This window comes from Geomonas propionica, assembly GCF_016458235.1.
GTDB lineage: Bacteria > Desulfobacterota > Desulfuromonadia > Geobacterales > Geobacteraceae > Geomonas > Geomonas propionica.
On the sequence record NZ_JAEMHK010000007.1, the window covers coordinates 19,130 to 31,616 of the forward strand.

Genomic DNA, 12,487 nt, shown 5'->3' on the forward strand with positions numbered 1-12,487 from the left:
CTAACTTGGCAAAACTAATTCCCGCAAGTGTTATTGCTGGGGGAGTAGAAGCTATAGCCGAATGGCTGTGCGTGGAGTTCGAGCGCGAGTTAATAGTGCCAAATCCTGACACCCTGCGAGGAGGGCCGCGATATGGGAAAGGCCCGCTCTTCCAAATTCCTGCCTGTCGCGGAGGCTACCATGAATATGGCGGGATTTTTTGGCACGATGCTGGAGGAGAACGAAGACTACCTTTTCCTCTCATCCCTCAAATTTTTGGTCATAGTCCCGATTTTGAACCGGTTCGTGGAGACACTTGGATTAACTTGGACACACATGGTGGTGAAACTTGGATTTACAATACTAAAACAGATGCGATTGTTGGACTTTAAATGGTTTCCTGGGCGTTAATGGATTCCTGCCTCCATTTCGCCAGAACGAACACGTAGGGTAATGGGACACTGGTGGGACAATTGGGGCAATAAATGGCAGGAAATAACTAGTAACAACGGGTGTGTGGTGAGTGGTAACCTGTTTGAAATTCAAGGCTATGATTGGTTATTGATTGACACTATTAACTTCTTGCCAGACTTAGGATCTGGCACCGCAAGGTATAGGGGTTCAAGTCCCCTCTCTCGCACCAGTAGTGTTTTTAAAGGGTTATCCCGTGACGGGGTAGCCCTTTTCTTGTATCGACTTTGCAAGCCATGGAAGACGCGCGTATTGAAAGTCCACGTGCTGGCGTTACACGAATTGTTGCAGACGTCGGAGCAGATCGCACAATCATCTTGTCAGAAGCAGCACCACCAGATACTAGACCTCAATCGAAATGAAATTTTGCTGCGTACTCAAATCTTCTTTGAGATTCATCGATGGGTGCCTTGAAGCCCATTTCGCAATGATACTCCAAGGCAGCTAGTAAATTTTTAAAAGCATATTGGAAATCTTCGGATAGTTCGTTCATTGATACACTGCTGTCTTGCAAATTCACGTAAATTGTCAGTGCATACATGGTATTACATACATTAATAGGTAGATTTAATCCTTTGGTGCAGTCATTGAACATGTGCCAAGCCCAGCTAGGAAGAGAAGCCGTAATAGTTCTAGCTACGCGTTTATCAAAACCTAATTTGACGAGTGTTGTTCTTACTCCAGCCTCATTCCAGTAGTTGCGTAATACACTGAGCATAATTCTCCTCTGATCAATAGTTTATGAAATGAATAACACGGCATAGGTGCATTACCTAACGATTTGTGGCGCGTACAGGTGTTAGGTGCGCGGCCGCCCGATCACGGGCGGCCCTTTTGCGTTGTCTGTTCTTGTCATCGCCCTATCTGTAAGCAGGTCCGAAAATAGCCGGTTTTTTGCGAGCGGATGTTGTATCTTGCTACAAAGAGGTGGGCGTATGGCGCAGCATGAAGAACGGATATGGTACGCGGCACTGAAGGCAAAGGACGCCAGGTTCGACGGACACTTTTTCGTCGGGGTCTCCTCCACGGGGATCTATTGCCGGCCGATATGCCGGGCGAAATTGCCCAAGCCGGAGAACTGCACCTTTTACACGACGGCTGCTGCTGCGGAGCAGGCGGGTTTCCGCCCCTGCCTTTTGTGCCGGCCGGAACGCGCCCCGGGGACCGCGCCGGTCGATGCCACCCTCGCCCTGGTCCATCGCGCCAAGGTACTGTTGGAAGAAAACTGCGGCAGCGGGGTGAGCATCGAGGCGATCGCCGACCAGCTCGGCTGCACTGACCGCCACATGCGCCGCGTATTTTCGGCCGCCTACAACGTCACTCCTGTTCAATACCTGCAAACCTGCCGGTTGCTGCTCGCCAAGAACCTCCTTACCGACACCGATCTTTCGGTAATCGACGTGGCGATGGCGGCCGGTTTCGGCAGCTTGCGGCGCTTCAACGACCTCTTCAAGACGAGGTACCGCATGGCGCCCACGGCCTTGCGCCGGCAATCGCCCACCACCAAAAGCAGGGACAACGCCATCGTGCTCGCCTTGGGGTATCGTCCTCCCTATCAGTGGCGGCAGATGCTGGACTTTCTCGCCCAGCGCGCCATTCCAGGAGTGGAGACGGTCATCGACGGCGCATACCTGCGCACGGTGCATCTCGTCAGTGCGGAGAAGCGGCATGTGTTTGGCTGGGTGCGGGTGGGGCATCGGCCGGAAAGCAACGTGCTGACGGTGACGGTGGACGGCGCGCTGCTGCCGGTACTGACCCAATTGCTGGCCCGGATCCGGCACCTCTTCGATCTGTTCTGCGATCCGGATGCGGTATATGAAGTCCTTGCCGCGATGAACACTGTCGGCCTCAACCTTTGCACGCCGGGAACCCGCTTGCCCGGTTGTTTCGATCCCTTCGAGATGGCGGTGCGGGCGGTGTTGGGACAGCAAATCACCGTGAAGGCGGCCCGGACCCTGGCTGCCAGGCTGGTCCTAGCCCAGGGCACTCCCGTGGCGACCGGTATCGAGGGGCTCACCCACGCTTTCCCGTCACCGCAACAGATCATCGCCTTGGCCGGCCCCATCGACGGGCATCTCGGCCCGCTCGGCATCACCGGGGCACGCGCGCGCACCATCCTGGAATTGGCACAGGCCATGGTGCGGGAAGAGATCAATTTCAACTTCGGCGCCGAACCGCAAACGGAACTGAAAAAGCTGATGGCGATTCCCGGCATCGGCCCCTGGACCGCGCAGTACATCGCCATGCGAGCCATGGGATGGCCCGATGCCTTTCCCGACACCGACTTCGGGGTCAAAAAGGCATTGGCGCCGCGCACCGCAAAGGAAATATCGGCCTTGGCGGAAACGTGGCGCCCCTGGCGCAGCTATGCAACGGTCAATTTATGGAACTCGCTGTAAGCGCACCAGACGGTGCAGGAGGCGGATAGATGTTTGTCACACGTTACGACTCACCCTTGGGTGGGATCATGCTCGCCAGCGACGGCGACAGCCTGGTCGGATTATGGCTGGAGGGGCAGAAATACTTCGCGGCGACCCTGCCGCAAGAGACGGAGGAAAAAGCGGACTTGCCGGTGTTCGTGGCGACGCGACGCTGGCTGGACGCTTATTTTGAAGGTGAGCGGCCCGACATTGCCGACCTGCCCCTGGCCCCGAAAGGGGGAGCGTTCCGCAGGGCGGTCTGGGACATCCTGTGCCAGATCCCGTACGGTGAAGTCATCAGCTACGGCGACATCGCCAAAAGGATCGCCGCGCGGACCGGCAAGGCAAGCATGTCGGCGCAGGCTGTCGGCGGGGCGGTGGGGCACAACCCCATCTCGATCGTGATACCGTGTCACCGGGTGGTGGGGGCAGATGGCAGCCTGACCGGTTATGCCGGAGGCATCGGCAAAAAGATCACATTGCTGCAGCTCGAGGGCGTCGACCTGTCGCGGTTGCGCACGCCCGCACGCGGGACGGCTCTTTGAGCGGCAGATCCGTCCAGAACGGGCGGTCCCTCAGTACTCCTGTGCCATGGACAGGGCGCGTTCCACCTTCACGGAGAGGGTCGCTTCGCGCAGGGGCTTGGGGATGAAGTCGAAGAAACCGCGGCGCAGGGCGGTGGCTTCCTCGTCCACGGTGGCGGTGGAGGTGACCAGTATCACGGGGACGTTGGCGGTGTCGGGAAAGGTGCGCAGGCTCTCCAGCACGGCGTAGCCGTTCAGCTTGGGCATCTCCTTGTCCGTGATCACCAGATCGAAGCGGTTGGACATGATCTCCTTGAAGGCCTCCATGCCGTCGGCCGCGCAGACCACGTGGTACCCCTTGCGCTTGAGCGATGAGGTGATGAACTGGCTCACCGCCTGGTCGTCGTCCACGACCAGGACGCTCTTCTTGTCGGAGGCGGCGGCCGGGGCGGACTTGAGGTAGTGCATCTTGATGGCCAGCATGATTTCGCGGTGGGTGGCCACGTAGGGCACGACCCCCACGTTATGTTCTTCGGCTATGGTACGCAGCACCTCGGCAAGGGTCGGGTCGCTGATGGCAACGCCGAGCTTCCCTTCTTGCAACTTCAGCGGGAAGATCAGGTTCGCCATGGCCACCTTGGCGGGGATCATCCGGAGCAGCTCCTCGCTATAGCGGTAGCGGTGAAAGTCCGCCAGGAACTTCATGTTGTGCTGTTGCGCCAGCGCCTGGGCCAACTCCTCCGGCGTCACCAGCTCCAACTCCTCGAGCACGGTGCCAAAGCGCTTTCCCTTCTTGCGCGCGTAGCTGACCAGTCTCTCCACGGTCACTGCGGAAAGAATGCCCCGCTCGACGAAGATCTCCCCCAGCTTCTTCCTGGTGGCGCGCTCCTTTCGCTGGGCTCCTTGCTGTGCCAGTTCCATTAATCCCCCTCATACAACACCGACTCCCGCGTCAGGACGCAAAAAAGCCGGGGCTTAATATCACGTGATATTTCGGCATCCCGGCTGTCTCATGGAGACCCTTTAGGCTTTCCGCCCCATCCTCGCGGATGGTTTAGTATTGTCGTGTATCGCTGAAAATTTCCATCTGCTTACACTCACAAGTCCTCCCTTGTCAAGCGTAATCAACTGAAGGTATTAGCAAAGAAGGAGCCGATACGGCATTGGACACTGGTTCTTGTGGTCAATAGTGGGAGAAGTTCCGGTTTCCCTGACTTTTGTGTGAAATAGCCGCTCCGATGAGTGAACAGTCGCTGCAAGAGTGGAGGAAAGACTTGTCTGGTGCCGCGTCGGAGGAGTGGGGATGGTCAAGGTGCGCGCGTAACTGCCCGATGTGCAGAATCTTTCACTGCGAGGTGAAAACGTTTGCACCGTCTTCGGGGAGAGCCGGCCGGCTACGACGCTGTAACCGTCGGTAATCACAACCGGCAACGCAAGTCAGCTTGCATGGCATGGCTTGTGTAAAAGAGACGCAGCAGCAACAATCCATTCAAAGGAGTACGACCCATGAAAAGAACGTTGGCTATTTATGCGGTGACCGCGATGACCTTGCTTTCCTTTGCCAGCCAGGGCATGGCCCGGGGCGGGATGGGAGGGGGCGCCGGCCACGGCGCCAGTCATGGCACCGGAACGGGTGCGGGAACCGGCGCGATGGGCGGCAAAGGTGCAGGAACGAAAGCCGGCATGTCCGGCACCGCCTCGAGCGGCATGGCCAGCGGAACCAAAGGGACGCACGCAAGCATGGCACCGTCGATGACCAAGACGACCATGCAGCAGTCGATGCAGGCCACCATGCACCAAGGCACAGTACAGACAGCGCCCCCGACTACTCCCTAGGGGCAGGCAGCGCAGAGGAACATCCGCTCCAAGGGCAAGAACGGGCCCGGCAGCGAACGACACCGAACTGGATAAAAGGCTTACCTCTGACGGGGTAGGCCTTTTTTGTGTGACGCCGGCAGCGAGCGGGCGGAGCCGGGCAGGGGAGTGCGCTCAGTGCTGCTGGTCCCCCGGTGCACCGGCGCCAGCGGGCTCCTCCCCGGGAGCGGAGAGGGCAGGGAGCCGGACCGTTACCTTGGTCCCCTTGCCGGGCTGCGACTCGAAAGTGAGGCTGCCGCCGTGCTCCTTGATGATGGAGGAGGAGATGTACAGGCCAAGCCCGGTCCCCCCCTTGTTGATCCTCATGGTGAAAAACGGCTCGGTGAGCCGCGCCAGCACCGCCTCGGACATGCCGTCCCCCTGGTCCTCGACGCTCAGGTTGACCGTCTCCCGCTCGCGATCGTGCCAGGTCGTCACCACGACGCCGCTGTTCTTGTCAGGGAGCGACTGCAACGCGTTCATGACCAGGTTGATCACCACCTGGTCGATCTGCTGCTGGCTCCCCTGCACGGCGGGGAGGTTTTGCCACAGCTCCATCCGGTAGTGGTCGGTGTGACGCTGGATATGGTGCCACAGGATGGCGGCGGCGTTCTCCACCGACCGGTTCACGTCGATGCTCCCCTGCATGTCCAGCCCGGCGGGCTTGGTGAAGTTCTTCATGTCCCGCACGATCTTGTCGATCTGCAGCGATCCCTCCCGGATGCCGTCGTGCAGCTTGGGCACCATGTCCAGGACCTCGTCGTAGCTGAATCCTCCCAGGTTCAATTCCGCTTCCGCCTCCTTGAGAGCCTGCAGGCGCGCCAGCATGTCCCGGGTGAGCTGGGTCAAAACCGTATTGTTGATGGAGATGCAGTGGTTGGGGTTGTTGATCTCGTGGGCCACGCTGGAAACGAGCATGCCCAGGGAGGTCATCTTGTTGGCCTGGATCAGCTTGGCCTGGGTGGCCCGGATTTCCTGCTCCAGGCGGAGCTTCTCGGAGATGTCCCGGATCGAGCAGAGCAGGAGCTCCTCGTCCTTGAGCCTGATCCGCGTGCCCCGCAAGGAGATGACGATCTTCTCGCCGCCGCTCTTGTAGCTCGTCGCCCGCTGCAGGAACCCCAGGGCGGCGTCGTGCTGGGCGAGCTCCGCCCTGATCTTGTGCAGGTCCTCCGGGTTGATGAGGGTGTCCATGGCCAGGGAGGGGAGCTCCTCGCGGCGCAGCCCGTAGAGCGTCAGCGCGGCGGGGTTGGCGTCGATCACCTGCAGGGTTTCCAGCTTCATGAGGATGACGGGGTCGTCGTTTTGCAGGAAGACCTGGTAGAAGCGCTCCTCGCTCTCCTTGAGCTCGTTCTTGGCGCGCGCGAAGTCGGTGATGTCGCGCCCCTCGGCGACCAGGTAGATGACCGAACCGGTCTCGTCGCGGATCGGAGAGAGGGAGAAGTCGACGTGGTGCACGCCCCCCGCCTGGTCCAGGTGGGTCGTTTCGAAGCGGGCCGGGATCCCCTGGCAGCCGGTGGCAATGGAGGCCCGCAGCCGCTCGCGCAGTTCCGGGTCGTGGCGCCACCAGGGGGTGTCCCAGTAGGGGACGCCCAGCACCTCCTCCTTGCTGGCTCCTACCAGCGCCAGCGCGGTGTGGTTGGCGTCCACCAGCGTCCCGTCCGTGGTGAGAAGCCCCTGGTAGTGGAAGGCGTGGTCGGTGACGGAGCGCAAAAGTCGCTCGCCCTCGACGAGCTGCTGCTCCCGATACCGTATCTCGTCCGCCATGCTGAGCAGGTCCCCAGCCAACTGCTCGACCTCGGCGATCTCCCCCGGCCGCCAGGGGGGAGATTTCTGGCCGCTGGCAACCCTGCGGGCGAAGCCGGCCAGTTCCTCCAGGCGGCGCGAGAGGCGGCGGGCCAAAAAGAGCGAGGCGACCAGGGCGAGGATGAGCGCCGCGACGGCCCCGGCCGCGACGTTGTGGGTGGTGATGGCCACGGACCGGTAGGCGCTCTGCGCCGGCTGGGCCACCAGGACGTACCAGCCGATGTGGCTGGAGCGCATCATGGTGCCGACCACGGTGCGTCCGTCCAGCCAGAACTCCCCGCTCACCGGCTGCCCCGAGGCGAGCCCGGAGCGCACCAGGGGGATGTTGCCCAGGAAACGGGGAGTGACCAGGGCCGTCCCCCCCTGGTCGGCGATCACCTGTCCGTTGCGGTCGATGAGGATGATCTCCTGCCCCGCGCTGCCGACGATGTCGCGCATGGAACGGACCAGCTTGGCGAGGTCGACTTCCCCGATGACCACCAGATCGCCGCTGGGTATCCCCACGGCGATGGATACCCCCTTGCCGAACGCGGACGCGAAGGTGTTGGACCAGGCCGCACCCTGGAGGCGCCGGGTGTCCCGGAAGAGCTGTTCGTGGGCCAGGCTGCTCCGCTCCAGGGCGCGGTGGTCCTGTTGGCTGTGGCGGTGGTCCTTGCGGATCCCGGCCCCCCTGATGCGTCCGTCGGGGAGGACGGCATAGAGCAGGTTGAGCGAGCCGGATGCCTCGACCTCGGCATCGAGGATCTCCTGCAGGTCCCCGAGGTAGTCGGGCTTGCGCAGGGGGAGGGCGGCGACCGCCCGGACATCGGTAAGCGCGGCGGAGAGGTAGTTGTCCAGTGCGACGCCGAAGGCCCGCGCCAGTTCGCGCTGGCCGGCGGCCACGTCCCGCGTGATGTGGGGGAGCAGCAGGAAGACGTTCAAAAAGACGACCAGCAGGAAGGGGACCACGGCCAGAAGGGTCGACTGCAGCGACAGTATCCTGCGGAAACGGTGGGTGGGCACGGGGCTCCTCACGATAGGGCCGCCGCAGGGGAGGCCGCCAATGGGCATCGGTGCAAAAAAATTCTTTTGCTTTTAACATTTTGACGCTAAGCTGGCAAACACTCATTTGACTATTAACATTTGTGGATTGCGAATTCGGCGGAGCGTGCATGTCGATACAGGGTAACAAGAAGGGGGAAGGTGACCTGATCCTCCTGGTGGACGACGAGCCCAGCATACTGTTCGGCTCTTCGGTGATGTTGCGGCAGGCGGGGTTGGGACGGGTGAGGACGCTGGACGACATCCGCCAGCTGTTGCCGCTTCTGGCCGAGGAAGAGCCGGGGGTGATCGTCCTCGACCTGCAGATGCCGCACATCTCGGGCAAGGAGATGCTCGGGGAACTCTCCTGCGGGTTCCCGGCCATCCCGGTGATCATCGTCACCGCGGCCAACGAGCTGGATACCGCCATCGACTGCATGAAGCTGGGCGCCTTCGACTACATCGTCAAGCCGGTCGACGCGACCCGTTTCGTCACCAGCGTCAGGAAGGCGCTGGACCGCAACACCATGCAGCGCGAGATCGAGTCGCTGCGCGAGTCGCTTTTGACGGGCAAGCCCGCCAACGAGGAGGCCTTCTCGGGCATCAAGACCAGGAGCCCGCGCATGAAGGCGATCTTCAGCTACCTGGAGGCGGTGGCCCCCACCGAGCAGCCGGTACTCATCACCGGCGAGACCGGGGTGGGCAAGGAGCTGATCGCGCGCGCCCTGCACGAGTTGAGCGGGCGCCGGGGCCCCTTCGTCCCGGTGAACAGTGCCGGCGTCGATGACCACGTCTTCTCGGACACCCTCTTCGGGCACAAGAAGGGGGCCTTCACCGGCGCCGACCACGCGCGCGACGGCATGATCGTGCGCGCCGCCGGGGGGACCCTCTTTCTCGACGAGATCGGGGAGATGTCCCTGCCCACCCAGGTGAAGCTCCTGCGCCTTTTGCAGGAGGGGGAGTACTACCCGCTGGGTTCCGACGTCGCCGCCGCCAACCAGGCCCGCGTGGTGGTGGCCACCAACCGCGACCTTGCCGCCGCCATCAGCGAGGGGAGCTTCCGCCGCGACCTCTACTACCGGCTCTGCGCCCACCAGGTGCACATCCCCCCGCTGCGCGAGCGGTGCGAGGACATACCGCTCCTTCTGGACACCTTCGTGGAGGAGGCGGCGCGCACCCTGCACAAGGAGGTGCCGGAATACCCCTACGAGCTGGCGAGTCTCTTGGCCGGCTACCATTTCCCGGGCAACATCCGCGAACTGCGGGCCATGGTCTTCGACGTGGTGACCCGGCACCAGCGCGGGCGGCTTTCCCTGGCCCCGTTCCGCGACGTGACCGGAGTGGGGCTTCCCGCCCTGGCCCCCTGCGCCGACGATGGGGGGGGATGGTTGAACCTCGCTGCGGGCTTTCCCACCCTGGCGCAGCTTACCCAGTGCCTGATCGAGGCCGCCCTGAAGCGCTCGGGGGGGAACCAGAGGGCCGCCGCGGAACTGCTCGGCATCAGCCGCCAGGCGCTTAACCAGCGAATTAGCAAGAAATAATGTAGTGCAATCACGTATTTACCCGCCGAAACCCGCTCTCCCCACTGCCGCACCGCTGCCGCAGGGCAAGAATTCTTGCCCTGTCAATTTTTCTTGCTCATTACCGTAACCCCCCGCTTCTTAATGAGAAACAAAGGTTCACCCTTCGGCCTGTCAAGTTTTCTTGCTCGCCGCAACACCCACCCCCAGAGTTCGCACCCTTGCCAAGTACTGTAAACAGTGACTTCTTCGTTTTTCCTGACATGGCACGGCGCTTGCCATAGCTGGAGCGGCGGGATGAATCCACCGCTGCGCGCAACAGATAGCTAACGAGGTGCACGATGCTGAAGAAAGTCCTGGTAATCGATGATTCGGAAATGATCCACAAGATGTACCGCCTGGTTCTGAACCGCTACAACTGCGAGATTCTCGATGCCATGGACGGACAGCAGGGGCTCGACCTGCTGGAGAGGCACCAGGGGGTCCAGCTCATCCTGCTCGACATCAACATGCCGGTGATGAACGGGGTGCAGTTCCTGGAGAAGGCCGGCACGCTCGGTTACACCAGCAGGATCCCGGTGGTCATCATCAGCACCGAGGGCAAAGAAAGCGATACCATCCGCGGACTGCAGCTGGGCGCCAAGGGGTACGTGAAAAAGCCCTTCAACCCCACCTTGCTGCACGAGCTGATCGAGAAGCTCCTGCCCCCAGGCGGCGCTGCCGGCCTCGACCAGCGCAGCTGCGCCAACACCCTGTAATCCCCCGGCCCGGCCGGCCGCGCCTGCGGGCGCCATTGCCGCCTGGCCGCAACATGGAAAGGGAAAAGATGATGCTGAACAAGGTTCTCGTAGTCGACGATTCGGCCCTGATCCACCAGATGTACCACCTGGTACTGGCGCGCTACCGCTGCCAGGTGGTCGATGCCAAGAACGGCCTGGAGGCCCTCGACATCCTGGCGCAGCAGGACGATGTGCAGCTCGTGCTGCTGGACATCAACATGCCGGTGATGAACGGGTTGCAGTTCCTGGAGAAGGCCTCGGCGCTCGGCTACACCGAGCGCTTCCCGGTGGTGATCGTCAGCACCGAGGGGAAGGAGGCCGATACCCTTCAGGGACTAAAGCTCGGCGCCAGCGGTTACCTGACCAAGCCCTTCACCCCGAGCCAGTTGCACGAGGTGATCGTCAGGGTGCTCCAGGCGGGCGCGACGGCCTCGGAGCCGGAAAAGGTGGCCGCCCTTGAACGGTGATTGCGATTTTTCAGCGCTGGTCGGGGATTTCGTCGAGGACGCCGGGGGGCACCTGGACGCGGTGGAGGGGTTTCTGCTCGAGCTGGAGCGGCGCGCCCCGGAGGGATGCGACGCCGAACTGGTCACCCTGATCCAGGGGCACCTGCATACCCTCAAGGGTAACTCCGGCATGATGGGGCTCGCCCCGTTGCAGCAGTACGTGCACCGGCTGGAAGAGGTGCTCAAGGAGACCGGCGCCGGCGCGCTCACCCTCGATGCCGCCTTTTTCGGCGCGCTCTACGGCGGCATCAACGCGCTGCGCGGCGCGCTGTTTCGCTTCGCACAGTCCCCCGACACCGACTTCGACTTCGCCGGCGAGGAGAGCGCGCTGGAGGCGCTGCGGGCATCCCGGCCGGCCGCGCCCGACAGCGCCGCCCAACCGGCACCTGCGCTCCCCCGCCCCGCCACCGCCGCGGAGTTCGGCTACATCACCCAGAAAAGCAGCACCCTCAAGGTGAACTTCGAGAAGCTGGACGAGCTTTTGAACCTCATGGGGGAACTGGTCATCCAGCGCACCGCGCTCGCCACCCTGGAAAAGCGCCTGCGCGAGCAGGTCACCGACCGGGAGCTCCTGAACGCCTTCAACGAGACCAGCCAACTGATCGGCAAGAGCACCGACGACCTGCGCCAATCCATCATGAAGGTGCGCATGCTCCCGGTGAAGACGGTGTTCCAGCGTTTCCAGCGCCTGGTGCGGGACCTCTCGCTCGCCCACGGCAAGGAGGTGCGCCTGGTGCTGGCCGGCGAGGATACCGAGCTGGACAAGACGGTCCTGGACGAGATCGGCGAACCGCTTTTGCACCTGATCAGGAACGCGGTTGACCACGGCCTGGAGACCCCGGCCGAGCGGCGCGCCCGCGGCAAGGAGCGCTGCGGTACGCTGACCCTCGGCGCGCGCCACGAGAGTAACCACATCGTCATCTCGGTCTCCGACGACGGCGGCGGCATGGACCCGGAGGAGATCCGCAAGAAGGCGGTGGCCCGCGGCATACTGGAGCCGGAAGCGGCCCGGGGTATGAGCGGCGCCGAACTTTTGCAGCTGGTCTTCGTCCCCGGTTTCTCCACCAGGAGCGAGGTGACCGAGACCTCGGGGCGGGGGATCGGCCTCGACGTGGTCAAGAAGATCGTCTCCTCCCTAAACGGCATCATCGAGATCGACTCCAAACCCGGGCGCGGCACCACCTTCACCATGATGCTGCCGCTGACCCTGGCCATCATCACAGCGCTGATGGTGGAGGTGGCGGGGCAGACCTACGCGGTGCCGCTCTCCGGCGTCCTGGAGAGCGTCCAGATCGGGGGGGAGGAGTGCCACGACACCGGTAGCGGCGAGGTGATCATGCTGCGCGACCGGGTGCTCCCCCTGCACCGGTTGGACCGCTTCTTCGGACGGCCGGGCGACGTGCAGAAGGAACAGGAATACGTGGTGGTGGTGGCAAGCGGGGACAAGAAGGGCGGACTGGTGGTGGACCGGCTGGTCGGCCAGCAGGAGATCGTGATCAAGGGGCTGGACGACTACCTGGGTGAACTCCCGGGCATCTCCGGCGGCACCGTGCTCGGTGACGGCACGGTCTCCCTCATCGTCGACATCCCCTCCATACTGGGGCGCTGACC

11 protein-coding genes and 1 riboswitch are annotated in these 12,487 nt (G+C 62.4%); of the genes, 8 read left to right on the forward strand and 3 right to left on the reverse strand.

Annotation, left to right across the window (positions count from 1 at the left end; genetic code table 11):
• The first annotated feature begins 132 nt into the window (after positions 1-132).
• Positions 133-390, forward strand: a complete 258-nt coding sequence (locus JFN90_RS22220) for a hypothetical protein (protein WP_236018947.1) — start codon at positions 133-135, stop codon at positions 388-390.
• 409 nt (positions 391-799) lie between these two features.
• Here JFN90_RS22220 and JFN90_RS10530 read toward each other — a convergent pair whose 3' ends face one another.
• Positions 800-1,168 carry a hypothetical protein gene (locus JFN90_RS10530; protein WP_199395077.1) on the reverse strand — a complete coding sequence of 123 codons (369 nt, stop codon included), beginning with the start codon at positions 1,166-1,168 and terminating at the stop codon, positions 800-802.
• Positions 1,169-1,385: 217 nt separating this feature from the next.
• Here JFN90_RS10530 and JFN90_RS10535 point away from each other — a divergent pair, with 217 nt between their 5' ends.
• Both JFN90_RS10535 and JFN90_RS10540 read left to right on the forward strand, forming a co-directional pair.
• Complete coding sequence (locus JFN90_RS10535) at positions 1,386-2,849, forward strand: AlkA N-terminal domain-containing protein (protein ID WP_199395078.1); 1,464 nt, start codon at positions 1,386-1,388, stop codon at positions 2,847-2,849.
• Positions 2,850-2,878: 29 nt separating this feature from the next.
• Positions 2,879-3,415, forward strand: a complete 537-nt coding sequence (locus tag JFN90_RS10540) for a methylated-DNA--[protein]-cysteine S-methyltransferase (RefSeq protein ID WP_199395079.1) — start codon at positions 2,879-2,881, stop codon at positions 3,413-3,415.
• Between the two features lie 30 nt (positions 3,416-3,445).
• On the opposite strand, the gene JFN90_RS10545 is transcribed toward JFN90_RS10540, so the two are convergent.
• Complete coding sequence (locus tag JFN90_RS10545) at positions 3,446-4,315, reverse strand: response regulator (protein WP_199395080.1); 870 nt, start codon at positions 4,313-4,315, stop codon at positions 3,446-3,448.
• 71 nt (positions 4,316-4,386) lie between these two features.
• Positions 4,387-4,463, reverse strand: a riboswitch (cyclic di-GMP riboswitch).
• A 473-nt stretch (positions 4,464-4,936) separates the two neighbouring features.
• Between JFN90_RS10545 and JFN90_RS10550 the strand changes: the two genes are divergently transcribed.
• The gene (locus JFN90_RS10550; RefSeq protein ID WP_199395081.1) at positions 4,937-5,230 is read left to right on the forward strand and encodes a hypothetical protein; all 294 of its coding nucleotides are present in this window, start codon (positions 4,937-4,939) and stop codon (positions 5,228-5,230) included.
• Between the two features lie 153 nt (positions 5,231-5,383).
• On the opposite strand, the gene JFN90_RS22530 is transcribed toward JFN90_RS10550, so the two are convergent.
• Positions 5,384-8,053 (reverse strand): PAS domain S-box protein, encoded by a 2,670-nt coding sequence (locus JFN90_RS22530; protein WP_199395082.1) that lies wholly within the window; start codon positions 8,051-8,053, stop codon positions 5,384-5,386.
• A 149-nt stretch (positions 8,054-8,202) separates the two neighbouring features.
• Between JFN90_RS22530 and JFN90_RS10560 the strand changes: the two genes are divergently transcribed.
• The 4 genes from JFN90_RS10560 to JFN90_RS10575 all read left to right on the forward strand — a co-directional run bounded on the left by JFN90_RS10560 (position 8,203) and on the right by JFN90_RS10575 (position 12,485).
• Positions 8,203-9,612 (forward strand): sigma-54-dependent transcriptional regulator, encoded by a 1,410-nt coding sequence (locus JFN90_RS10560; protein ID WP_199395083.1) that lies wholly within the window; start codon positions 8,203-8,205, stop codon positions 9,610-9,612.
• Between the two features lie 320 nt (positions 9,613-9,932).
• Positions 9,933-10,349 (forward strand): response regulator, encoded by a 417-nt coding sequence (locus JFN90_RS10565; RefSeq protein ID WP_199395084.1) that lies wholly within the window; start codon positions 9,933-9,935, stop codon positions 10,347-10,349.
• A gap of 71 nt (positions 10,350-10,420) precedes the next feature.
• Entirely contained in the window at positions 10,421-10,837 is a 417-nt protein-coding gene (locus tag JFN90_RS10570) for a response regulator (RefSeq protein WP_199395085.1), read from the forward strand.
• Positions 10,827-12,485, forward strand: coding sequence for a chemotaxis protein CheA (locus JFN90_RS10575; protein ID WP_199395086.1), 1,659 nt, complete (start codon positions 10,827-10,829; stop codon positions 12,483-12,485). The genes JFN90_RS10570 and JFN90_RS10575 overlap by 11 nt, the downstream gene beginning before the upstream one ends.
• Positions 12,486-12,487: the final 2 nt, after the last annotated feature.